This window comes from Neobacillus kokaensis, assembly GCF_014656545.1.
Lineage (GTDB): Bacteria > Bacillota > Bacilli > Bacillales > Cytobacillaceae > Neobacillus > Neobacillus kokaensis.
Window position 1 is genome coordinate 1 of the sequence record NZ_BNDS01000006.1, and the last position, 21,836, is coordinate 21,836.

At 37.1% G+C, this 21,836-nt stretch carries 23 protein-coding genes, 1 pseudogene and 1 riboswitch; of the genes and pseudogenes, 20 read left to right on the plus strand and 4 right to left on the minus strand.

Annotated features, from left to right (window positions below; genetic code table 11):
* Positions 1 to 217: 217 nt before the first annotated feature.
* Positions 218 to 1,085: pseudogene (locus tag IE222_RS08355) on the plus strand (transposase).
* A gap of 102 nt (positions 1,086 to 1,187) precedes the next feature.
* On the opposite strand, the gene IE222_RS08360 reads toward IE222_RS08355, so the two are convergent.
* Positions 1,188 to 2,051 carry a DUF1002 domain-containing protein gene (locus IE222_RS08360; RefSeq protein WP_191271703.1) on the minus strand — a complete coding sequence of 288 codons (864 nt, stop codon included), beginning with the start codon at positions 2,049 to 2,051 and terminating at the stop codon, positions 1,188 to 1,190.
* Positions 2,052 to 2,475: 424 nt separating this feature from the next.
* Between IE222_RS08360 and IE222_RS08365 the strand changes: the two genes are divergently transcribed.
* Positions 2,476 to 2,826: a GNAT family N-acetyltransferase gene (locus tag IE222_RS08365; RefSeq protein WP_191271705.1), complete on the plus strand. Its 351-nt coding sequence runs from the start codon at positions 2,476 to 2,478 to the stop codon at positions 2,824 to 2,826.
* A 26-nt stretch (positions 2,827 to 2,852) separates the two neighbouring features.
* On the opposite strand, the gene IE222_RS08370 is transcribed toward IE222_RS08365, so the two are convergent.
* Together IE222_RS08370 and IE222_RS08375 are read right to left on the minus strand one after the other, a co-directional pair.
* On the minus strand, positions 2,853 to 3,374 hold the full coding sequence (locus IE222_RS08370) for a DUF309 domain-containing protein (protein WP_191271707.1): 522 nt from the start codon (positions 3,372 to 3,374) through the stop codon (positions 2,853 to 2,855).
* Positions 3,375 to 3,531: 157 nt separating this feature from the next.
* Positions 3,532 to 3,633, minus strand: coding sequence for a YjcZ family sporulation protein (locus tag IE222_RS08375; protein WP_191271709.1), 102 nt, complete (start codon positions 3,631 to 3,633; stop codon positions 3,532 to 3,534).
* A 259-nt stretch (positions 3,634 to 3,892) separates the two neighbouring features.
* Between IE222_RS08375 and IE222_RS08380 the strand changes: the two genes are divergently transcribed.
* From IE222_RS08380 to IE222_RS08460, 17 genes are all read left to right on the plus strand, one after another.
* Entirely contained in the window at positions 3,893 to 4,663 is a 771-nt protein-coding gene (locus IE222_RS08380) for a segregation/condensation protein A (RefSeq protein ID WP_191271710.1), read from the plus strand.
* A complete protein-coding gene (scpB, locus tag IE222_RS08385; RefSeq protein ID WP_191271712.1) occupies positions 4,650 to 5,237 on the plus strand; it encodes an SMC-Scp complex subunit ScpB in 588 nt (195 codons plus the stop codon). The genes IE222_RS08380 and scpB overlap by 14 nt, the downstream gene beginning before the upstream one ends.
* A gap of 79 nt (positions 5,238 to 5,316) precedes the next feature.
* Complete coding sequence (locus IE222_RS08390) at positions 5,317 to 5,733, plus strand: hypothetical protein (protein ID WP_191271714.1); 417 nt, start codon at positions 5,317 to 5,319, stop codon at positions 5,731 to 5,733.
* Between the two features lie 119 nt (positions 5,734 to 5,852).
* Positions 5,853 to 6,749: a superoxide dismutase gene (locus IE222_RS08395; RefSeq protein ID WP_191271716.1), complete on the plus strand. Its 897-nt coding sequence runs from the start codon at positions 5,853 to 5,855 to the stop codon at positions 6,747 to 6,749.
* 236 nt (positions 6,750 to 6,985) lie between these two features.
* Complete coding sequence (locus tag IE222_RS08400; RefSeq protein WP_223282630.1) at positions 6,986 to 8,134, plus strand: D-alanyl-D-alanine carboxypeptidase family protein; 1,149 nt, start codon at positions 6,986 to 6,988, stop codon at positions 8,132 to 8,134.
* Positions 8,127 to 8,714 carry a nucleoside recognition domain-containing protein gene (locus IE222_RS08405; RefSeq protein WP_191271717.1) on the plus strand — a complete coding sequence of 196 codons (588 nt, stop codon included), beginning with the start codon at positions 8,127 to 8,129 and terminating at the stop codon, positions 8,712 to 8,714. The genes IE222_RS08400 and IE222_RS08405 overlap by 8 nt, the downstream gene beginning before the upstream one ends.
* Before the next feature lie 7 nt (positions 8,715 to 8,721).
* Positions 8,722 to 9,255, plus strand: coding sequence for a spore maturation protein (locus IE222_RS08410; RefSeq protein WP_191272158.1), 534 nt, complete (start codon positions 8,722 to 8,724; stop codon positions 9,253 to 9,255).
* Between the two features lie 212 nt (positions 9,256 to 9,467).
* Positions 9,468 to 10,199 (plus strand): 23S rRNA pseudouridine(2605) synthase RluB, encoded by a 732-nt coding sequence (rluB, locus tag IE222_RS08415; protein ID WP_191271719.1) that lies wholly within the window; start codon positions 9,468 to 9,470, stop codon positions 10,197 to 10,199.
* A 111-nt stretch (positions 10,200 to 10,310) separates the two neighbouring features.
* Positions 10,311 to 10,835 (plus strand): thiol-disulfide oxidoreductase ResA, encoded by a 525-nt coding sequence (resA, locus tag IE222_RS08420; RefSeq protein WP_191271721.1) that lies wholly within the window; start codon positions 10,311 to 10,313, stop codon positions 10,833 to 10,835.
* Between the two features lie 22 nt (positions 10,836 to 10,857).
* A complete protein-coding gene (gene resB / locus IE222_RS08425; RefSeq protein WP_191271723.1) occupies positions 10,858 to 12,480 on the plus strand; it encodes a cytochrome c biogenesis protein ResB in 1,623 nt (540 codons plus the stop codon).
* Positions 12,481 to 13,668 (plus strand): c-type cytochrome biogenesis protein CcsB, encoded by a 1,188-nt coding sequence (gene ccsB / locus IE222_RS08430; protein ID WP_191271725.1) that lies wholly within the window; start codon positions 12,481 to 12,483, stop codon positions 13,666 to 13,668.
* A 202-nt stretch (positions 13,669 to 13,870) separates the two neighbouring features.
* Positions 13,871 to 14,587 (plus strand): response regulator transcription factor, encoded by a 717-nt coding sequence (locus IE222_RS08435; RefSeq protein WP_191271727.1) that lies wholly within the window; start codon positions 13,871 to 13,873, stop codon positions 14,585 to 14,587.
* Positions 14,584 to 16,362 (plus strand): ATP-binding protein, encoded by a 1,779-nt coding sequence (locus tag IE222_RS08440; RefSeq protein WP_191271729.1) that lies wholly within the window; start codon positions 14,584 to 14,586, stop codon positions 16,360 to 16,362. Before IE222_RS08435 ends, IE222_RS08440 begins: the two co-directional genes overlap by 4 nt.
* A 206-nt stretch (positions 16,363 to 16,568) precedes the next feature.
* Positions 16,569 to 17,120 (plus strand): RNA polymerase sigma factor SigX, encoded by a 552-nt coding sequence (gene sigX, locus IE222_RS08445; RefSeq protein ID WP_191271731.1) that lies wholly within the window; start codon positions 16,569 to 16,571, stop codon positions 17,118 to 17,120.
* Positions 17,095 to 18,264, plus strand: a complete 1,170-nt coding sequence (locus IE222_RS08450; RefSeq protein ID WP_191271733.1) for an RsiX family anti-sigma factor — start codon at positions 17,095 to 17,097, stop codon at positions 18,262 to 18,264. Before sigX ends, IE222_RS08450 begins: the two co-directional genes overlap by 26 nt.
* Before the next feature lie 182 nt (positions 18,265 to 18,446).
* Positions 18,447 to 19,193 carry a peptidoglycan DD-metalloendopeptidase family protein gene (locus tag IE222_RS08455; protein ID WP_191272160.1) on the plus strand — a complete coding sequence of 249 codons (747 nt, stop codon included), beginning with the start codon at positions 18,447 to 18,449 and terminating at the stop codon, positions 19,191 to 19,193.
* A 131-nt stretch (positions 19,194 to 19,324) separates the two neighbouring features.
* Positions 19,325 to 19,456, plus strand: a riboswitch (FMN riboswitch).
* 166 nt (positions 19,457 to 19,622) lie between these two features.
* A complete protein-coding gene (locus IE222_RS08460) occupies positions 19,623 to 20,189 on the plus strand; it encodes an ECF transporter S component (RefSeq protein ID WP_370465029.1) in 567 nt (188 codons plus the stop codon).
* Positions 20,190 to 20,294: 105 nt separating this feature from the next.
* Here IE222_RS08460 and IE222_RS08465 read toward each other — a convergent pair whose 3' ends face one another.
* On the minus strand, positions 20,295 to 20,543 hold the full coding sequence (locus tag IE222_RS08465) for a ferredoxin (RefSeq protein WP_042355233.1): 249 nt from the start codon (positions 20,541 to 20,543) through the stop codon (positions 20,295 to 20,297).
* Positions 20,544 to 20,801: 258 nt separating this feature from the next.
* Here IE222_RS08465 and IE222_RS08470 point away from each other — a divergent pair, with 258 nt between their 5' ends.
* Positions 20,802 to 21,836, plus strand: a complete 1,035-nt coding sequence (locus IE222_RS08470) for a YpbB family protein (protein ID WP_191271737.1) — start codon at positions 20,802 to 20,804, stop codon at positions 21,834 to 21,836.

Sequence of the window (21,836 nt, forward strand, 5' to 3'; positions counted from 1 at the left end):
CGTTCATGATAACTCGGCGCTAAGCGCCTGCGGGGTCTCCCCAGCCCCGTACTCCCGCAGGACATTGATTTTCATCCTCGAATTCGCCCACGCACGAAGGAAATGCGCCAGCATTTGCGAGGAGTCTACGCCGCCTTCCGCTCCAATCAACTGTCTGTTATTTAATAAAGAGCTTCCGTTCAACTAATATAAAATTAATATAAGTGGTAAAAAATCAATGTTTAAGCCAAAAGAGTTTAGCCAAAATGAATACGAATTTGTATCTATTGATGAATTAGTTCCAGATGATCACCTCCTTCGCTTGATTGACAAATATATAGATTTTTCATTTCTTCTAAAAAAAGTTCGTCCTTATTATAGTGAAGATAACGGACGCCCTGCTGATCCCCTTATTCTTTTTAAAATGATGTTTATTGGCTATATTTATGGCATTCGTTCAGAACGTCAATTAGAAAGGGAAGTAAAAACAAACGTCGCCTAACGCTGGTTTTTAGGGTTAAAATTCAAGGATCCAGTTCCACATCACTCCACGATTAGCTGGAATCGTCATTAACGTTTTAAGGATACCAATTTTTTTCAGGAGATTTTTATGTCCCGTGAAAACAAGCAGGAAATGTTCTGTTATCTTGAACACCGGACTACTGATATGAAATTCAATATTATTACAGATGTATTTGTTACATCTGGCAATGTTCATGATTCTGTTCCTTATCTATGTATGGGAGGAGCATAAGGAAAAGGTAAGGTTAAATCGTTTATCAAAATCGGGTAAAATGCTTTATAAATTCAGAAAGGAAAAAATCGAGCGAAGCTTCGCAGACTCTAAAGAGCTGCATGGGCTTCGCTACTGCCGGTTACGGGGATTGAATAATGCAAGTGAACAAGCTCTCCTTACCGCAGCTTGCCAAAATATAAAAAAGATTGCAACACACTTGGCAAGATTAAAAAGTGTGTTGCAATACTTTAGGTTGATTACCTTCCTGTTGATTGGAGCGGNNGCGCTGAGGAGGCTCCCGGACTTCCCCGCGGAAAGCAAGTGCCTGGAGCGGAAATCAACAGGCCTGTTAGCATGGACAATCTTTTAATAAATAATGGTATTATGTTCAGATAAAATAAAAAAATTGCCGAGAAAAATACCCTTTCTCGACAATCTAAGCTGCCGTCTAAAACGGCAGCTCTTTTGCATTTTAAGAGAAAATTGATTTAATAAAATCAATCAACCAAATAAAAAATTGCTTGATTTTCTCAAGAAAGCCTTGGCCTTCTTCAGAATGAAGAAATTTTGATATCCGGTCTTTTGCTTTATTCAATTGGTCGCTAACTTGATTCCAGTCAATATCCAAGTTTTTCAACTTATTAAATAGGTCAATCAAATTTTGTAACTCATTTTCACTAAGTGTCACATTTAAATCTTTAGAGGCTTGTTCGATAATTTTGCGCAGTTCCTCATCATTTTTTGGTTTATTCTTGGCAATTTCTTCTTTAACTTTTGCTATCAATGCAGCGGCATTTTCATCACCTATAGAATCGCCAAGCTTGGCTGTTTCAACCATTTCTTGGTTAGCCGCTTGTTTCACAGCTTCTGGGATAGTTTTATCAGCTGAAATTTCGTATGCCTTGATAATTCCTGTCAGAGCTGCGGTACCAGAGACGGAAATTGGAGAGGTGATGTAGATATTTGCATCTTTAACACCTGCCGTAATTAAGGCATTTACATACATTTCATCAGTTACCCAAGTAATATTTTTTGTTTTTACAGTTATTCCCGAACCTTGTGGGGCTATCGTGATAGCAGATGACGAAATAGCCTTTGTGCCAATTAATGATTTGGCAATATATTTTCCTAAATACTGATGTTCTTCTTGATTTGAAACCGTTACAATTTGCACCTCTTTAGGGGCGCGCATTTCCGTTAAAAGGCTATTTTTTTGAGCCTCTGTTAAATTTTGACCTAACGTTACAATCATGTCGCCTTCGGCCATATCTGCTAAACTTTGTATTGGATATAGGAACATAAAAAGACTTATAAGTACGATAAGATGTTTTTTCATGGTCTCCTCCTTCTTTAATAATATAACCTATTTCATTATAAATAACGAAAAAATGGTTTTAGAAGTTTCATAGAAAAATGAATAGCTGTAATTTAATTTATAAAGGAAAATGGATTATTTTTTATATTTGTTGTAGAATGAAGCAAAGCAAGAACTTTTTGGAGGCAGGCCTTTTCATGAAAAAAAGCAATTGGGTCTTATTTGGTATTCTAATTGGTATTTCTTTTATATGGGGGATCATCTATTGGATGTTTATTGTTCCAAACAAATAGATAGGAATATCCTGTCGTTTTGTGCTAAATAAGCAAAATCATTTTCATTACATATTATAAATAAAGGTTTATGATTTGAGTTGGTTGGGAAAAATATACTATTGTTAAACTGAATAATTAGCTCGGTTTATTTAATTTAATGAGGGATCTAAATGTTAATTCGTTATAAAAAAACATTTGAAAAAATCGCTATGGGTTTATTGTCCTTTATGCCGAATGAAAAGGATTTAAGGAAGCTTCAGCAGACCATGAAAGAATATGAAGCAGAAGAAAGCAGACAGCTTTTTTTATGGAAAGAAGAAGATATTATTGGCCTTCTTGGAATTGTGTATCATACGGATCGGAATGCGATTGAAATTCAACATATATCCGTTAACCCCTCCCATCGATTCCAAGGAGTTGGAAAAAGAATGGTAAAGGCGCTAAAAGAAATGTATCCAGATAAAGAGATTATTTCTAATGATGATACTGCGGCATTTATTCAAAAGTGTGATGTATGCTAAAGCGAACGAAAAGGCAGCGAATAGACTTATTTGCTGCCTTTTTTTGCTAAAAGTATTCTATTGCGTTCTTCGATTACGCTGGTTCGATCCCTTAATTTATGGCGGTGGATAAGGTGATCGTTTGTTAAATCACTATCTTTTCCCCATTCAAAGCCTTGCTGGTGACAAGTATTTAAACACAATTCGATTAACTGCGGATCAGTAATGGGCAGGGAAAAGCTGAAATATGTTTGATTTGACTCAATCATACGTAATCGACTATCTAATAAATGGATGAAATCTGATTCTTTAAAACCGAGTCTCGGTAAAATAGCATTATGTGATTGAACTATTTTTATCGCTTTTTCAAGTGTCCTTTTTGCCCCTTTGAAATTACCTCTGCGATGATGATAAGTCGAAACTGCCAATAAAATCAGTCCAACCCAAATAGAGTCTTTATTTCCTGGATCGATATCTTTCCAATAATCTTCAAGAATCTCGTGACATTCAAAATAATCTCGATCCCCGTGGAAATGAATTAAAAATTCGATGTATTCTTGTGGGTACAACCGGATTCCCCCCTATTTCTTTTACCTTCAGTTTACCACAATAAGGCGGCCTGATTATTAATAAACATGAAATTAAAAAGCCCGTCAAACAGACGGGCTTTTTTTACCATCCTAAAAAGGAATGTTTGCTCTCTTTAATCGGCATACCTAGTTTAATTTACCAAACCCAAGCAGCACCAACAATTATTAACAAAATAAATAGTACGACGATTAACGCAAAACCAGCACCGAATCCACCTGCTACTACGCCATCAGCCATGTCTAATACCTCCTAAATATTATTTTATATCTCGATAGGCTGGAACTGTTCTTTATTCTTAACCTTGCGCCTAAAGAGAATTGCACTAAGGCGAGTTTTCCTTAACATCATATGTAGGGGATTTGTCCAGTGTTATAGGCAATTATCATGTATTCGACTAATGCCGCGTGTCAAAAATACTTTTCTATTGGATAACCTAATCGAATCCTCTATACTATAAATAGTCAAAAATGAATTTAAGAATTTTGGTGAGACAATCATGCCATACCAGGTGAAAATTGATGCCTTTGAAGGTCCGTTAGATTTATTGCTTCATTTAATTAATCGGCTTGAAATAGATATCTATGATATTCCAGTTTCTCAGATTACAGAACAATATCTGCTATATATTCATACAATGAAGGAGCTGAGGCTTGATATTGCTAGTGAGTATTTAGTTATGGCTGCAACCTTGCTGGCGATAAAGAGTAAAATGCTTCTCCCTAAACATGAAGAAGATTTTCATGATGTGGATCAGGAAATTTCCTTCGAGGAAGACCCGAGAGATGAACTTGTAGAGCGTTTAATTGAATACCGAAAATATAAAGAGGCTGCTCAAGACCTGAAATTAATGGAAGAGGATCGGAGTCTCATGTTTACAAAGCCGCCAAGTGACTTATCAGGATTTGCAAAGGATATTCAGCCAAGTAAATCAGAATTAAATGTATCACTCTATGATATGTTAGCAGCATTTCAAAAATTGCTGCGCAGGAAGAAGCTTCAGCGCCCGCTGGCAACGAAAATAGCCCGTCAGGAAATATCGATTGAGGCAAGAATGTCTGAAATCATGGAAGAATTAGAGCAGCTTAAAGGACGAAAGAATTTTTATGATCTGTTTCCAACACCAACAAAGGAGCATATAGTGGTTACTTTTTTGGCCATTTTAGAACTGATGAAGCGGAAGAAAATTGAGATTGAGCAGCAAGTAAATTTTGGTGAAATTTTTGTTGGAGCTATTGAGGAAGGGAGAGACGTTGTTGGAAATTATTAATTGGACAAGCATCCTTGAAAGTCTATTGTTTGCTGCCGGGGATGAGGGGCTTACATTAAAGCAAATTGCCGAGGTTCTAGAGGTAGATGAACTTGAAGCAAATGAAATTATTGAAGATCTCAATAGGGAGTATGCTGAAAATGAAAAAAGAGGTGTTATAATCGTGCAGCTGGCGGGGACCTATCAGCTTGCCACCAAGAAAGAAAACGCCGATTATTTAAAAAAACTGGTGGACTCACCAAACACTTCAACATTATCACAGGCTGCTTTAGAAACATTAGCCATAGTTGCTTATAAACAACCGATTACACGAGCTGAAATTGAGGAAATCCGAGGTGTGAAGACGGAAAGACCGCTCCATACGCTTATGGCAAAAGCATTAATAAAAGAGGCGGGTCGAGCGGAGGGGACAGGCCGGGCTTATTTATATGGAACGACAAAGGAATTTCTTGATTATTTCGGTTTAAAAAGCTTAGAGGAACTTCCCAAGCTACCTGAAAAAGTGGAAGATGAATATATTCAGGAAGAAGCAGACCTGTTTTTTGAAAAATTTCAAGAAACGTTAAACACATAAATATCAATCGCAGGCTTGTTTTATGCTAAAATAATAATAAGATTTGTATCTCTAGGATTTAATAAGGAGCGGGATTAAGTTGCTAATAAAAGAATGTAAAGGATATGAATTGGAAAAGGAAAAATCTAATACTTCGGAGGACTTTTTTAATAGAAGTGAATTAACATTTGTAGAAGATGGAGCGGAGAAGACTCTTCATGTTTTGTATGTTAGGTATTTTGATGAAATTTTCCCGGAATTTACTCCTTTTAAACAGGATCCAGTATTTGTACAGGATGAATATGAAGTCAACTTTAAGGACATTGTCGCCCTTGTTTGTCTCTTGAAAAACCCTGGACTACGTGAACGGAAACGAGTTTATATAAATTCCAAACATGAATTTGCAAGCTATTTTCGAGATATTAATTTCTCGAAATTACCTGAAATTTTTGCTGGAGTACACCAAAAGAATGGGTTCGAGCTTCGATCACCGCTTGAATTCATACTGCAGCCGTAATAAGAAGAACATACTGAGAATCATGGCTGGCCCTATAACAGGGCCGGCTTTTTTTGGTCTTTATCCATACTTTTCTACATACCTTTAATTAAAATTGGGATGTAGGGGAGTGGAACACGGTGAGTCGTTTCAACCGTTATGTCAATGAATTATTTAAATGGAATGGACAAATGAGAGATTTTCTTCAATCGGAGCAGGTAGAGAAAGAATCGGAATTATGGGAGAAGCTTGATCTGTTTACTGAGTTGATTGAAAGTACAAATCATGAATTATCCACTGATGAATTGCTGACATTGCAGGTAAAAGCAGAACATATTCATGAGGAATTGGAGGCTTATTTTAATAGAAAACAAGTTCGGGAAATAGGAACAATCATGATGGTAGAAAAGCATGTTCCGCCTGGCGGACATACACTTCCCGATCTTCCCTACGCCTATGACGCATTGGAACCCTTTATTTCTGAGGAAATTATGCGGCTTCATCATGATCAGCATCATCGTACCTATGTGAATGGGTTAAATAAGGCTGAACTTGCACTAAAAAAGGCGAGAGAATCGAATGATTTCTCATTAGTCAAACATTGGTCCCGTGAGCTAAGCTTCCATGGCTCGGGGCATTATCTTCATTCTATTTTTTGGCGTAATATGAGCCCGAATGGCGGAGGACACCCGCAAGGAATTTTAAAAATTGAAATTGATAATTATTTTGGAAGCTTTCAAGCCTTTAAAAAACAATTTTCAGAAGCTGCAAAACAAGTGGAAGGTGCTGGCTGGGCGCTATTGGTTTGGTCCCCAAAAGCAAGACATTTAGAAGTACTCCAGACGGAGCGGCATATGATTCTAACGCAATGGGATACAATCCCGCTATTAGTCCTCGATGTATGGGAGCATGCCTACTATCTTCAATACAAAAACAAACGTTCCGATTATGTAGATAACTGGTGGAATATTGTAAATTGGCATGAGGTTGAAATGCGATTTGAAAAAGCTGCCGATATCAAATGGCCGGCTGTATAGCAAAATGGGAGAAGGTATCCGGTTAACCGGATGCCGTTTTCCTTATAATTGTCATATCATACCTTGTCCTGCATAAAATTTAATAAATAGGAAAAGCAAAAGCGACTTGGTCAGGGGCGACAAGCATAAGACAAGCCTGCGGAAAGGCTGCCTTTTAGCCTTTTTGATGGCTTGGCTGTAGACCTAAGAGCCACTAGGCGCTGGAGCTAGACATAAGAGAGGGACGAGGTATACCAATGAGAATGATACGGAAGCGTATAGTTTTTTTTCTGATGATAATTTTATTCATTGCAAATATTCCTCAAAAAGTGGATGCTTCGGCAGGCGTAAGTGCAGCAAGCGCTATTTTAATAGAACAGAAATCCGGTCGTGTCCTCTTTGAGAAAGAAGCACATACGAAAAGAAGAATTGCTAGTATTACGAAAATCATGACAGCAATTCTCGCTATTGAGTCAGGAAAAATGGAGCGAACGGTAACGGTAAGTGAAAAAGCCACCAGAGCAGAAGGATCATCGGTTTATTTAAAACCAGGTCAAAAAATAAAGCTTGAGGATTTGGTATATGGCTTAATGCTTCGATCAGGAAATGATACGGCTGTTGCGATTGCTGAGTTTGTTGGAGGCAGTGTTGAGGGCTTTGCTTATTTAATGAATCAAAAGGCAAAGGAAATTGGCATGGTTAACACTCATTTTGCTAATCCACATGGACTTGATGACCATGAAAACCATTATTCCACTGCCTATGATATGGCGCTATTAACCCGCTATGCAATGCAAAACAAAACCTACCAAAAAATTTCCGGTACAAAGGTACACCGTGCTCCTAACCCCAATGAGGCATGGGATTATAAATGGACTAACAAAAATCGCCTGTTGACTAAATATAAGTATTGTACAGGCGGGAAAACAGGCTTTACAAAACGGGCAAAAAGAACGCTTGTTACAACTGCAGCGAAGGGCGATATGGAACTCATCGCAGTTACATTAAATGGACCAGATGATTGGAATGATCATATTTCCATGTATGAATCTGGATTTGTCCATTATGACATGGCTGAAGTCCTTTCAAAAGGTAAACTAGATTTAGAAAATAATAAATACTATAAGAAAAATCAATTATATATTAAAAAGTCAATTCTCTACCCAGCAACAAGCAAGGAGATAGGGTTGTTTTCTGTCAAGTATAAATTGTACAAGCCAGAAAAAAAATGGAAAGTGACGAAAAAACAAGAAAAAGTGGCTGGTAAAGCTATTGTGTACTTAGACGGCAGAGCCGTGCAGGAAACACCTATTTTCTATCAGAATGTTCCCGAAAAAAAGAAAGGTATTTTTAATTTTATGAAGGATATTTTTCTTTCAATCATGGGTGTGAAGTTAAATGGTTAATTATATTTGGGTCGGTATGACGATTATTGGCATTGTGTTTGCGCTAATTAACGGAACAATCGATGAGGTAAACAAAGCCGTTTTTGATGGTGCAAAAGAGGCAGTAACTATTTGTATCGGGTTAATAAGTGTTCTTGTCTTTTGGCTTGGAATGATGCGAATTGCTCAAGAATCAGGGCTGTTGGAGAAGTTATCCAAACTATTCCGCCCGCTGGTCAAAATCATCTTTCCGGAGGTCCCGGTTAACCACCCAGCGATGGGATATATTTTATCCAATATGATATCGAATATGTTCGGCTTAGGAAATGCAGCTACCCCCCTCGGGATTAAAGCAATGGAGGAGCTAAAAAAATTAAATGACGGCAAAAACTCAGCCAGCAGGTCTATGGTTACATTCTTAGCGATTAATACCGCAAGCATTACCATTATTCCGACAACTGTCATTGCAATTAGAATGAATTATAATTCTGCATCACCAACAGAAATTGTGGTACCAACGATTATTACAACTCTATTGTCAGCAATTGGGGCAATTCTTATCGATCGCTATTTCCATTATCGCAGAAGCCGTAAAGGATGATGAGGTTATGTCTCTTTCGACCATTTCAATTACATTTATACCACTTTTAATTGGCTCTATACTGCTTTACGGTACGTTTAAACAAGTACCAACATATGAAAGCTTTGTAGAAGGCGGAAAAGAAGGAATAAAAATCGCTGTACAAATTATTCCTTTTTTAGTAGGGATGCTTGTTGCGATATCTATTTTCCGGGCATCCGGTGCATTAGAAGCATTAATGACTCTTCTACGTCCTTTGATGAACACAATCGGTGTTCCGGCTGAGATAGTTCCATTATTGTTTATTCGTCCAATCTCAGGGACGGCAGCATTGGGTATGACAAGTGACTTAATTGCTTCGCATGGACCGGATTCCTTCATCGGCAGACTTGCATCTATCCTGCAAGGGAGTACCGATACAACCTTTTATGTATTAACGGTTTATTTTGGGGCCGTCGGCATTAAAAAAATGGGAGATGCCTTAAAAGTTGGTCTTTTAGCTGATGTACTTGGCATCATCATAGCCATTGTAGTTGTTACGTTTATATTTGGAATGAAATAATAAGAATAATACAAGAATTACCTTAAAGCAGGTCTGAATATTCGGACCTGCTTTATTATTTTTCTTCAATAATAGTCTGTACTTTGAAAAGTGAAGATTTTGTGTCATAATTCAGTAGGATGAATGAATACATAGACCCATTAATAAAGGGTAATAAAGGCAATGATTTGCCCATGTCCTTTATTAGTTGAATAACTTTTGAGGTGAATTGAATGGAACGACTCCAAAAAGTCATAGCCCGTGCTGGCATTGCATCAAGAAGAAAAGCAGAAGAATTAATTAAAGAAGGCAGGGTTAAGGTAAACGGAAAGATTATAACGGAGCTTGGGGTAAAGGTCACAGCTTCTGATCGTGTTGAGGTTAATGAAATACCGATTGAACGTGAGGAATCGGTTTATTTCCTGTTATACAAGCCAAGGGGTGTTATCTCAAGTGTCAGCGATGATAAAGGCAGAAAGGTTGTTACTGATTTTTTCGCCGGACTCAAAGAAAGGATTTTTCCAATCGGCAGGCTGGATTATGATACATCAGGATTGTTGCTGCTAACAAACGATGGGGAATTCGCTAATTTACTAATGCATCCTAGAAGTGAAGTTGAAAAGGTTTACGTAGCAAAAGTGAAAGGGGTTCCTTTAAAGGAGAATCTGAGGAAATTAGAAAAAGGGATTCGTCTTGAAGATGGAAAAACAGCACCGGCTAAAGTGAAAATGCTCTCTTTTGATAAGAAAAAGGAAACAGCTATTATTGAAATCTCCATCCATGAAGGCCGAAATCGTCAGGTTAGAAGAATGTTTGAAGCTATTGGTCATGATGTGTTAAAGCTTAAGCGGGAGCGTTATGGTTTCTTAACCTTGAATGGCTTAAAGGCGGGAGAAGCGAGAGAACTAACCCCTCATGAGGTAAAACAATTAAGAGCGGCTGCTATGGAAACCGGAAAAAAATAATTAAAAAGTTCATAGAAAAGTCACAAATACCTGCTATAGTAAACACTATGCAATCAATGAAAAATGTTATAATTTAGCTTAATTGTGTCATGCTGTAATGGAGGGTTGTTAATGAAAAAACGGCGATTAATCATGCGATCAATTATCTTAGCAATATTAGTAGCTGCCGTTGCTTATACATTGTATGCAAATTTTATGAAAGATCATGCACAAAAGGTAGCAGTTGGGAATCAAGCTCCTGATTTTGTTCTAACTGATATGCAGGGAAATAAGCATCGTTTATCTGATTATAAGGGACAAGGTGTATTTTTGAATTTTTGGGGAACCTGGTGCCCGCCTTGCAAAAAAGAAATGCCATATATTAATAACCAGTATCACCAATTTAAAGACCAGGGTGTTCAAGTTTTATCAATTGATATTCAAGAATCAGAACTTGCGGTTAATCAATTTATTGCCCGTTATAAGCTTGATTTCCCCGTTATGATTGATACCGATAAAGAAGTCATGACCGCTTATGGAATCGACCAGCTTCCAGCAACATTTTTGATTGATAAGGACGGAAAGGTTGTAAAGTCTACAACCGGCGAAATGTCTGAAGATATGGTGAGGGAATATATGGAGAAAATAAAACCATAACGGTTACAGGGAGTTTGTTATCATGAAGGATGTAAAATGTGAATGTGGGCATGTCAATCCCCATGGAACTGTGCTATGTGAGGCCTGCGGGAAAATTCTCGATGAAGAGGAAAAGAAAAAGCAGCTGCTTGATATGCGCTACGAAGGCAGTGCCCGCCGCTCACAAACTTATTCTAAAACGATTATTGATAAAATATGGAACTTTTTTTCGTCTGTTAAGGTTGGGGTCTGGCTGATTGTCATTACCTTAATAGCTTCAATACTTGGAACGATCCTTCCTCAGAAAATGTACATAGATCTTCCTCCAGAAGTTTATTATGAGCAGGAATACGGCTGGTTTGGGAAATTATACTACCAATTAGGTTTCCATGATTTATATGGTTCATGGTGGTATTTATTGCTTATTGCCATGATTGGTATTTCGCTGGTAATTTGTAGTCTTGATAGAGTTGTGCCGCTTTATAAGGCATTAAAAGCTCAACGGGTAACTAGACATGAAGGCTTTTTAAAAAGACAGCGTATTTTTGGAATCAATACACTTGTAAATCAACAAGATATTGATATTGTTAAAGAGCGTTTAAAACAGAAACATTATCATGTGCGCGAAGAAAATGGCGATTTGCTTGCTGAAAAAGGACGGTTCTCGCGCTGGGGCCCATATGTAAACCATGTTGGTTTAATTATTTTTCTTTTTGGCGGAATGCTCCGTTTTGTGCCAGGAGTGTATGTGAATGAAAACCTTTGGGTTCGTGAAGGAGAAACTGCCTTAGTACCGGAAACCGGGGAACAGTTATATCTGCAAAATAATAAATTTATCTTACAGCACTATGATAAAGAAAAAAATAAGACCTTTGAAAAAGCACTGGAACGGGCCGGCGACGTTGTGAAAAACTACCAATCAAATGTCGTGCTTTATAAACGTTCTGGAGAGAAGATCCCTGGTGAAAAGCCAAAGCTTGAGAAGGTAAAGGATTATAAGGTGCGTGTTAATCATCCTTTAACTTTTGAAGGCTACTCCATATACCAGTCATCATATCGAAGTGAAATGAACTCAATGACATTTAACCTAATTAATAAAAAGACAGAGCAATCTTTTGGGGAGCTTACGATAAATCTGCAAGATCCAAAGGAAAAATATGATTTGGGAAATGGGTATTCTGTGAAAATTCTTAACTATTTTCCAGACTTTGAATTTGCTAAAAATGGTGAACCAAGTACGAAATCGCGTGTGCCGAATAATCCGGCGTTTATTTTTCGGATGACTGCTCCAGATAAGCCAAAAGGGGAAACAAGCTTTGTTGCCATTAGGCAAACAATTGAACCATTTGGCGATAATACTTATAAAATGGCCTTTAAAGGAATCGGAACAAAAAATGTTTCAGGATTTACTGTTCGTAAGGATTCATCTCTATGGGTTATCATTATTGGCGGGATACTATTTATGATTGGTGTTATTCAAGGTGCATATTGGAATCACCGCCGAATTTGGGTGCAACATAAAAATGGGGAAGTTTGGATTGCTGCACACACAAATAAGAATTGGTATGGGTTAAAACGGGAAATTGAAAAAGTATTAGAGGATACGAATCTGGGTAATCCGGAAGATCAGCTTCAAAGTGAAACAACGGACAAGGAGGGAGTTTAGTTGGCGGCCCTAAGTAGTAATTTATTGTTTTCAGCGTTTATTCTTTATTTAATTGCAACACTTTTTTTCGGCGGGTCAATTAAAGCCAAAAAGGATCTAAATGATACAAAGACTACTAATAATTGGGGGAAAATTGCTGTTTTCTTAACCATTGTAGGCTTTATATCACAGCTTGGATATTTTATTACCAGGTGGATTGCTGCCGGACATGCACCGGTTAGTAATATGTTTGAATTTACAACATTTTTTGGGATGGCTCTAGTTGGAGCATTTATTATTATTTATTTTATATATCGGACCACATTACTTGGATTATTCACGATGCCTGTAGCTATCTTGGTGATTGCTTATGCGAGTATGTTTCCGAGAGATATTTCACCATTAATTCCAGCGCTTCAAAGTTACTGGCTGCATATACATGTTACCACTGCAGCGATTGGGGAAGCGATTCTGGCAATTAGTTTTGCGGCTGGATTAATCTATCTTGTAAAAGTGATAGACCAAACTAAATCGAATAAGAAAACCTTCTGGCTTGAATTCGTTATGTTTGGTTTAGTTACGGTAATCGGTTTCGTGGCTGTCTCTTCCATATTTGCCGGGGCAGGTTATCAGGAAAAGTTTAATTGGATCGATAAACATGGAAACCAGGCAGAGATTGAGTATTTAATGCCTGCCTTAACAGGACCGCATGAAGGAGAATTGCTGACTAAAGACGGATTTAAACCGTTGGTAGAAATGCCTGCAATTATTAATGCTAAGAAGCTAAATACCGTTATCTGGTCGTTTGCAGCAGGAATTATTCTATACGCTCTAATCAGATTAATTCTCAGAAAACGAATTGGGGCGGCACTCAAACCGCTTGTTAAAAATATTAAACTGGATTTTGTAGATGAAATTAGTTACCGTTCCGTATTAATAGGGTTTCCGGTGTTCACTTTAGGGGCTTTAATTTTTGCGATGATTTGGGCGCAGGAAGCTTGGTCCCGATTCTGGGGATGGGACCCAAAAGAAGTCTGGGCGTTAATTACGTGGTTATTCTATGCTGCATTTATGCATTTACGGCTTTCGAAAGGATGGCATGGAGAAAAGTCGGCTTGGCTTGCGGTCATTGGTTTTGCCATTATCATGTTTAACTTAGTAGCTGTAAACCTTATCATCGCCGGTCTGCATTCTTATGCTGGTTCATAATAAAAATTTTGCCTTCGCTTTTATATAAAGTGAAGGCTTTTTATAAAATGACTATGTTATACACTGTGTTGATTGGGGCGGTAATTAACACCTTTTTTTCAATTTGTCATATTATTGACACTTTTTAAGGCGTTTATTAACACAGAACATATAGCAAAATTAGAAACCATTTTGTAAAATAAACATCATGGGGTGATTATTAATGGAAAAAGACGTGAAAATTTTAGTTGTAGATGATGAAGAAAGAATTCGCCGCTTATTAAGAATGTACTTAGAGCGGGAAGATTTTATTATAGATGAGGCTGAAGACGGAAATGAGGCTTTATCAAAAGCCATTACAAACGAATATGATGTTATTCTTTTAGACCTAATGATGCCCGGTAAAGATGGGATTGAAGTTTGTCGGGAATTAAGAGAAAAGAAGGCTACTCCTGTTATTATGCTGACAGCAAAAGGCGAAGAAGTAAACCGTGTACAGGGCTTTGAAGTTGGTACCGACGATTATATTGTGAAGCCTTTCAGTCCAAGAGAAGTTGTTTTAAGGGTAAAGGCACTATTAAGAAGAGCGTCTCAAACAACTTTTCTACAAACGGAAACAACCACAAAGGACGTCATTGTATTCCCGCATTTAACGATTGATAATGATGCCCATAGGGTTTCAGCTGATGGCAAAGAAGTCAGTTTAACACCAAAAGAATATGAATTGCTTTACTTCCTTGCGAAGGCTCCGGATAAAGTATTTGATCGTGAGCAATTATTAAAGGAAGTTTGGCATTATGAATTTTTTGGAGACTTACGTACTGTTGATACACATGTGAAACGTCTTCGGGAAAAATTAAATAAAGTGTCCGAACAAGCCGCGAGAATGATTGTAACCGTTTGGGGTGTCGGCTACAAGTTTGAGGTAACAAATGAATGACCTTTTTACGAAGCGTTGTAGGTAAGCTTTGGTTTACCATCCTTTTATTAGTTTCATTTGTCCTGTTCATTTTAACCGTAATGCTGCTAGAGTTCTTTCAAAACTATACGATTGAACAAACCAAGGATAATTTAATTAATACAGCGGAAAAAATCGCTCGGATTCTTGAAGAACACCCTAATGATAAGCAATCGATTGGATTGGAGATCTCGTGGGAAGTAATTGATAGAGTGACCAAAGTGGTGATTATCAAAAATGATCATGAAATCTATTACTCCCCTAACACGGAAAATGATCAAAAATTAGCCATCGATGATATTAAAAATGATCCAGATTTATCTCAAGTTTTCCATAAAGATATAATGGTTGAAAAAGTATCTAATCTATCGACGAGGAAATCGCCCAATGATGAGAATGCGAATTATTCCATCATTGGGGTGCCGCTGCATCTTTCAGGAAACCAAGGTGCTGTTTTTATTTATCAATCATTGGAAGTAATGAAAGATACATCGCGGTCCACAACAAAGTTTATTTTGCTCGTAGCAGGTGTCGCGATTGTCCTGACAACTATTTTCGCCTTCTTTTTATCAACTAGAATTACTGCCCCGCTAAGGAAAATGCGGGAAGCCGCTTTCGAAGTTGCCAGAGGTAAATTTGACACAAAGGTTCCGATACTTACCCATGATGAAATTGGCGAACTAGCAACTGCCTTTAATCAAATGGGACGGCAGTTGAAGTTTAACATGAATGCTCTTAATCAGGAAAAAGAGCAGTTATCAAGTATTTTAAGCAGTATGGCGGATGGGGTCATCACGTTCAATCGAGATGGAACAATCCTTATTACCAATCCGCCCGGTGATCGCTTTCTTCAATATTGGTATTATGAAAAAGGTGCCAGTACTTCTTCTGAAGCGATACCATCACAGGTAATGGAACTGTTTCAAAAAGCAGTCGAAACAGAAAAAGAACAAATGGGAGAAATATCGCTTCAAGGTCGTCATTGGGTTATTCTGGTAACCCCGCTATATAGCAATCGTTTTATTCGCGGTGCGGTTGCTGTTTTGAGAGATATGACCGAAGAGAGACAATTAGACAAAATGCGGAAGGATTTTATTGCAAATGTTTCACATGAGCTTAGAACTCCTATTTCCATGCTGCAAGGCTATAGTGAAGCCATTGTCGATGATATTGCAGAATCGCAAGAAGAGAAAAAAGAGATGGCAAAAGTTATTTATGATGAATCACTAAGAATGGGGCGCCTTGTGAATGAACTGCTTGATCTTGCTCGAATGGAGGCTGGCCATATTCAATTATCAATGGAAGAAATAAATCTTTCCTCTTTTATTAATCGAATTATCCATAAGTTTCAAGGACTAGCAAAGGATAATGAAATTTACCTAGATGTTGATATTGATAGTGGTGTTGAATCCGTTTTTCTTGACCCCGATCGAATTGAGCAAGTGCTCACTAATTTAATTGATAACGCTATTAGACATACACCAAAAGGCGGGACAGTCAAATTAACAGTTGAATTGGAAGAAAAGGGGTTTAGAATGAATGTACAAGATTCCGGCTCAGGTATTTCTGAGGAAGATTTGCCATTTGTTTTTGAGCGTTTCTATAAGGCAGATAAAGCAAGAACAAGGGGGAAATCGGGAACAGGACTTGGTCTTGCTATTGCCAAGAATATTATTGATGCCCATAAAGGAACGATTTCAGTGCAAAGCAAACTGGGACATGGAACGACATTTTCCTTCTTTTTACCTCGAAAATAGGTAAAAACAATAGATATTTGCCGATTGTTCTTGATTCACGAGGAACATTTAGAAGATGACCTTTTTAAGGGAAGTCTTTTAAATGTTTTTCTTTTTTTTGTTTTCCAAATAATACCTTCCTTTTTGTTGAAAAACCGTCTATATTTAAGAGGTGAAACCTTTTATACATAAATAACGACTAATACTATGAACGGGGAGGGGAAATGATGGACTCCGTTTTCGATGAGCTTTATAAAAAATACCACCACGATGTCTTTCAATTTTTATTTTATATGGTCAGAAACAGGGAGCAGGCAGAGGACCTTGTTCAAGAGGTCTACATTAGAGTTTTTAAGTCCTATAATCGTTTTGAAGGAAAAAGCAGTGAAAAAACATGGCTTTTTTCGATTGCCCGTAATGTGGCAATTGATTATTTTCGTAAGCAAAAGGGTTGGAAGGACAGACTGATGGAAAAGTTTGATTGGTCAACCAACCAGCTGAAAGATGATTACCCAATTCCCGAGGAGATTACAGTTCAAAAGGAAGAAATTCAATGGGTTTATAAATGCTTAGAATATTGTAATGTTGATCAAAGAGCAGTCATCATTTTACGGTTCTTACAGGACTTATCAATTGCGGAAACAGCGCAGGCTTTAGGTTGGACGGAAAGTAAAGTGAAAACAACGCAGCACCGGTCATTAAAGCTGATAAAAAAACATATGGAAACTTTTTATGCAAAGGAGGAATCAAACATTGAAAAAGTCAGAGTGGAGCGATAGAGAAATTGAGGAACTATTAAGGCATATGCCGAAAATACAAGATCATCGCGATCCTCGTGACATATACCAAAATCTTTCCTTAAAAAAGCGGAAAACATTTCCTTGGGTGTTGCCAAGTATTGCGGCGGCGGCTGCCTTATTCCTTCTTATTGTTTTAGGTCCTAAATTAATGGACGGGGGACCAAAGACACAATATTCATTCGATCAATCCAGCAACAAAAAATCGGTTGAACAAAATATTGCCATGAAAAAAAAGGATGCTGCACAGAAAGATTACTCCATATCAAAAGCAGAGAATTATGACCGAATGAGTGAGGGACCATTAAAAACAGCCATTTATGAGGATGAAATAGGAAGCGGAAAAGTAATTACTTATTGGGTACCGGATGATCAAGCGCAAAATCTTATTCCTGTTTCTACTATTGTTCAAGAATCACAAAATGAATCATGGCTGGATTTATTTAATGAACATATGTCCCAAGTGAATGAGGATGCCTGGGGTTTAAGTGAGTACTACCCAATAAATGCGGAGTTTAAATATGATGAAAAGAATCAAATACTTGAAGTGAATGTTCCTGCTGACCACCAATACGGCCAAGGAGCTGCAAATGAACTTATGTTTCTTAATATTATTAAAAAAGATATAGCGTCTAATAGTGATTTGAAAAAGGTTAAATTATTCACTGATGGAAAGCCTGGAATTGAATTTGGCAATACGGGGATTGAGACAGAACTTATTATTCAACCTGAAAAAAATCATGCTTATTTGCTTTATTATCCTAATAATAATGAAACACCATATCTTGTGCCAACGATTGAATCGTTTAAAACAATCAAGGATGCTATCGCAGCCATGAAAAAAGATGATCCAACAAATGGATTGAGGAAATCCATGCTGTTTGAGCTCAGTGAAAAAGATATGACGATTCAGGATAATACGCTACATGTAACAATGGAGAAAAATGCAAAAATGAAGAATGACCAAATAACATTGTTTTCCTTTGAGGCACTTTTACTAACGGCTAAAGAATTTGGCTTAGAAAAAGTTATGATCAAGAATGCGCCAATTAAACAAATTGGGCCATTTGATCTTTCTATAGAAAATAAGGTACCAATTGCACCTAACCTGCGTAATATAGAATAACGGTTTGTAATCAACCATTTATGGTTGATTTTCTTTTTGCTTAATTTTTGCATAAAATGTCTGTTGTCTCCAAAATATAACAAATATGTTCTGTCCATCATTTACGAAATGTTCTAAAGATGAATCATAGAACATATCGTGAGGAGGAGAGTAATGATTTTAAGGAGGAAAAGGGAAAGAAAATGCGTGATTACATAAGGAGATTTTTAATAGCCATCATCATGGCACTTTGTGTAAGTTTATTATTTTTAGGCGGGAAACACTCGCAGGCAGCAGGATTACCTAATTCTGCCGGTAATCCACATTGGATCTGGCCATCGGATGGTGTTGTCTCAGATACCTTTGGAACAAGAATGGAGAAGCATAAAGGGATTGATATTGCTGGAGGAATCGGTGCTCCAATTCTAGCTGTTGAGGATGGTATAGTGGAGAAATCATATTTCTCCGATACATATGGAAATGTAATATTTATAAAACATCCAAAAAATTTTGTAACAGTATATGCTCATTTAAACAAACGCTCCGTTCAAGAGGGGCAAAAAATAAAGCAAGGTAATGTGATTGGCATGATGGGTAAAACTGGACAAGCTACCGGTACACATCTTCATTTTGAAGTCCATCAAATGGAATGGAGATACGATAAGAAGTATGCCATCGATCCAGAAAAGCTGTTAGGTAAAACGGAGGTTGGTGAATTTGTTCGAGGCGGAGTCGCCAGTAATGGAGTTATAGCTGTAAGTTCTCCAATTCGTGAACAAAATCAGAAAGCTTCAGCAAAACCAGTAATCAACGGCAAATATATTGTCCGACAAGGAGATACTTTGTATTCGATAGCCTTAAAGCAAAATTTGACTGTTGCGAGAATAAAAGAAATAAATCACCTAACTTCAGATCTTATAGTTCCGAAACAAGTATTACTTGTAAAATAATAGGAAGTCCGCAGATTAAAAATCTGCGGTTTTTCTATTTCATTCACGAAAGATGAATGATAACAGCATAATGTTATTTTGCTTAACAAAGCTGCTTTTTTCCAGTATAATAAAGTTGTAATTTTATATCGATCTATCTTCGGGGCAGGGTGAAATTCCCGATCGGCGGTATTAGATATTTTCTTAAGCCCGCGAGCCTTTTTAAGGCAGGATTTGGTGTGATTCCAAAGCCGACAGTATAGTCTGGATGGGAGAAGATGGAGGTTCTGCAGACATTCAAAAAATTTTATTGTTTGAATGTTTATTAAGCGTGCCTTAAATTTCTCCCTCAAGCGTTTATCTTGGGGGATATTTTATTTTGTGCACCTAAAATGCTGAACCTCTCTTCCTAACATGATGGATCAAAAAGGAGAGAGGAAGATGAAAAAGGTGAGGAACACAAAAGTCAAAGCAATGGTTTCTATTGGTATGCTAAGCAGTATTGCGTATTTATTAATGCTGCTAAATTTTCCATTGCCGCTATTTCCAAATTTTTTGTTTGTTGATTTCAGCGATATTCCTGCCCTTCTTGCCACATTAATTTTTGGCCCGGCAGCAGGAATATTAGTCGAGTTTTTCAAAAATGTCTTAGATTATTTTGCGAAAGGAAGTCCCACGGGTATTCCAGTTGGTCATATTGCAAATTTTCTAGCAGGTATTGTGTTTATTCTGCCTACTTATTATGTTTATATGAAATTAAAAACCAAAAAAGGAATGACGTTCGCCTTAATTGCCGGAACGATTATAATGGCTGGTGTAATGAGCGCTTTAAATTACCTTCTCATATTACCAGCCTATACAGCTCTTTTAAATATGCCAGATATGCGAAACTTAGTGGTCCCTTTTATACTGCCTTTTAACCTTCTAAAAGGCGTGATGATGTCAATAATCTTTATGCTGTTATTTATCCGAATGCAGGCATGGATCAATAAATTTTCAGCAGTTAAAAACGTTTAAATAAAAAAACAGCCTTTTTACGGCTGTTTTTTATTGTAGAAAAATATTAAAACCCCTGCGGTTATGGCAGGGGCCAGTAGCTTAATAATATCGTACTGCTAAAAATTATTCGAATTTAGTTGGATTTCCATCGAATGGTTCGTCAGCAACTTTGATTGAATCAGTTGGGCAGCCCTCGAATGCATCCATCATGTCATCGATTAATACGTCTGGAATTTCAACAATTCCTTCGTTATCGTCAAGGGTTACAAAGGCAATCCCTTCATCATCGTAATCGTAAATATCAGGTGCAGCAGCGCCGCATGCACCGCATGCGATACAAGTTTCCTTATCAACAATTGTGTACTTAGCCATGAAAAAAAACCTCCCAGTGAAATTTCAATAAAACTTATTGGATGTTTACTGCTATAAACAGCAGGTAAACGCTTTTCTCAACCTCTATTGTAAATCTGTATTGATAACTTTTCAATAGAAAAATAATTATTCACTATTGTGTTTGTATTATTTCGTAACTTCCTTATTTTTAGAGCAACAAGATTCCACATTTCATGTTAAAATATATAAAGGTTTTAGACGGAATATGTCGAATCGACGAAAATGTGGTGGTTCAAAATGGTACAATTGGAATCAATCATTCTTTATTGTCTAATGCAATTAAATAACGAAAGAACTATTTACTCCATTTATCATCTGCTAAAGGGAAAAAAATCATCACAAACAATACAGGATGCTCATCTATTTAATTTAAAGAAGTATTTCGGTATTTATGATTTTTTATCAAGAGAAAACTTTGACCAGATTATTCAAATGCTTCAAGACCAAAAGCTCATACAAAGCTGCGGTCTTCAGCAATTTCGATCGACCTCCGAAGGAGAATTATTTTTAATAAAAAATCCAATTCCAATTGATTTAAACGGATGGGAATTCCATCAGGTGACGGCCAGATTTTGGGCAAGGCTGTCATTATTAATTCAAGTAGCCTCAAACCTTGAATACAAAGAAACAAATTATATACCGATTCAAAAAGATAAAGATATTCATTTATGGTTAAAAACTGTACTTAAAGAAATGAATGTCTCAAAAAAAGATATGGGCGGTAAGCTCTATGATGAGTTAATCGCATGTTTTGCTGAGAATAGTGAACTTGACCCTTCTGTATTGGTTTATCGGCTAACCGGTTTCAATCAAATTGGTTTAACCTCATTACAAGCTGCTCAAAAACTTAAAATGGATATTTTTGATTATCATCTCCATTTTATTAATATTTTACATTTTATGATTCGCAAGTTAGGACAAGAGCCAGAGCTTTTTCCGTTGTTAGCACATCTTCACAGGGCATTAATGCAGCAAAATGATTTAACACAATCTTCGCAAAAGACATGGCAATTATTAACCCTTGGCCATTCTCTTGAAACGATTGCTCAGATCCGCCAGTTAAAATTAAGTACGATTGAAGATCATCTTGTGGAGATTACTTTAAATTTCAAAGATTTTTCGATTAATGAATATGTTGAACCAATACTGCAAAAAGAGATTTTGCATGTTTCAAAACTTATTGCCTCAAAACAATTGAAACTGATTAAAGACCAGGTAAAACAAGCAAGTTATTTCCAAATCAGGCTAGTATTGGCGAAGTATGGTGGTTAA

Bases quoted from the DNA above. Each gene is read 5' to 3' on its own strand.
- IE222_RS08360 (WP_191271703.1), bottom strand. From the start codon at position 2,051: ATGAAAAAACATCTTATCGTACTTATAAGTCTTTTTATGTTCCTATAT.
- IE222_RS08365 (WP_191271705.1), top strand. From the start codon at position 2,476: ATGTTAATTCGTTATAAAAAAACATTTGAAAAAATCGCTATGGGTTTA.
- IE222_RS08375 (WP_191271709.1), bottom strand. From the start codon at position 3,633: ATGGCTGATGGCGTAGTAGCAGGTGGATTCGGTGCTGGTTTTGCGTTA.
- IE222_RS08380 (WP_191271710.1), top strand. From the start codon at position 3,893: ATGCCATACCAGGTGAAAATTGATGCCTTTGAAGGTCCGTTAGATTTA.
- IE222_RS08400 (WP_223282630.1), top strand. From the start codon at position 6,986: ATGAGAATGATACGGAAGCGTATAGTTTTTTTTCTGATGATAATTTTA.
- IE222_RS08405 (WP_191271717.1), top strand. From the start codon at position 8,127: ATGGTTAATTATATTTGGGTCGGTATGACGATTATTGGCATTGTGTTT.
- IE222_RS08410 (WP_191272158.1), top strand. From the start codon at position 8,722: ATGTCTCTTTCGACCATTTCAATTACATTTATACCACTTTTAATTGGC.
- rluB (WP_191271719.1), top strand. From the start codon at position 9,468: ATGGAACGACTCCAAAAAGTCATAGCCCGTGCTGGCATTGCATCAAGA.
- resA (WP_191271721.1), top strand. From the start codon at position 10,311: ATGAAAAAACGGCGATTAATCATGCGATCAATTATCTTAGCAATATTA.
- resB (WP_191271723.1), top strand. From the start codon at position 10,858: ATGAAGGATGTAAAATGTGAATGTGGGCATGTCAATCCCCATGGAACT.
- IE222_RS08435 (WP_191271727.1), top strand. From the start codon at position 13,871: ATGGAAAAAGACGTGAAAATTTTAGTTGTAGATGATGAAGAAAGAATT.
- IE222_RS08440 (WP_191271729.1), top strand. From the start codon at position 14,584: ATGACCTTTTTACGAAGCGTTGTAGGTAAGCTTTGGTTTACCATCCTT.
- sigX (WP_191271731.1), top strand. From the start codon at position 16,569: ATGGACTCCGTTTTCGATGAGCTTTATAAAAAATACCACCACGATGTC.
- IE222_RS08455 (WP_191272160.1), top strand. From the start codon at position 18,447: ATGCGTGATTACATAAGGAGATTTTTAATAGCCATCATCATGGCACTT.
- IE222_RS08465 (WP_042355233.1), bottom strand. From the start codon at position 20,543: ATGGCTAAGTACACAATTGTTGATAAGGAAACTTGTATCGCATGCGGT.
- IE222_RS08470 (WP_191271737.1), top strand. From the start codon at position 20,802: ATGGTACAATTGGAATCAATCATTCTTTATTGTCTAATGCAATTAAAT.